The sequence below is a fragment of the Staphylococcus pasteuri genome (assembly GCF_030547725.1).
GTDB lineage: Bacteria > Bacillota > Bacilli > Staphylococcales > Staphylococcaceae > Staphylococcus > Staphylococcus pasteuri.
Genome location: NZ_JAUOQO010000378.1, coordinates 1 through 268, shown reverse-complemented (window position 1 = coordinate 268; position 268 = coordinate 1). Strand labels below are relative to the sequence as shown.

1 protein-coding gene is annotated in these 268 nt (G+C 65.7%); it reads right to left on the bottom strand.

Features of this window, described 5'->3' with window-relative positions; all coding sequences use genetic code 11:
- Positions 1–224 (bottom strand): CHAT domain-containing protein (locus tag Q4528_RS14065; RefSeq protein WP_303522219.1); only part of this gene is annotated, 224 nt, incomplete at its 3' end.
- Positions 225–268: the final 44 nt, after the last annotated feature.

The following is a 268-nucleotide window of genomic DNA, read 5'->3' as shown; positions in this document are numbered from 1 at the left end:
ACCACAAACGGCGCCCAGATGCGCGGATGGGCAAAGCGATCTTCGCTGGTGTCATCGAGGATGTCCAACGTTGACTGCTGTAGCGCCACGGCCCGGCCGCGGGCATCGGGCGCATACATCCGGTCCAGCATGCCGGTGGTCAGGACCGAAGCGGCATAATCATCAACAGGCCAATGCGACACAAGGATGGCCCGCGCGCCCGCATAGAAGAAGGCCCGCGCCAAACCCGAAAGCCCTTCGGCCCCCGGCGTGCCATCCGATCCGGCGG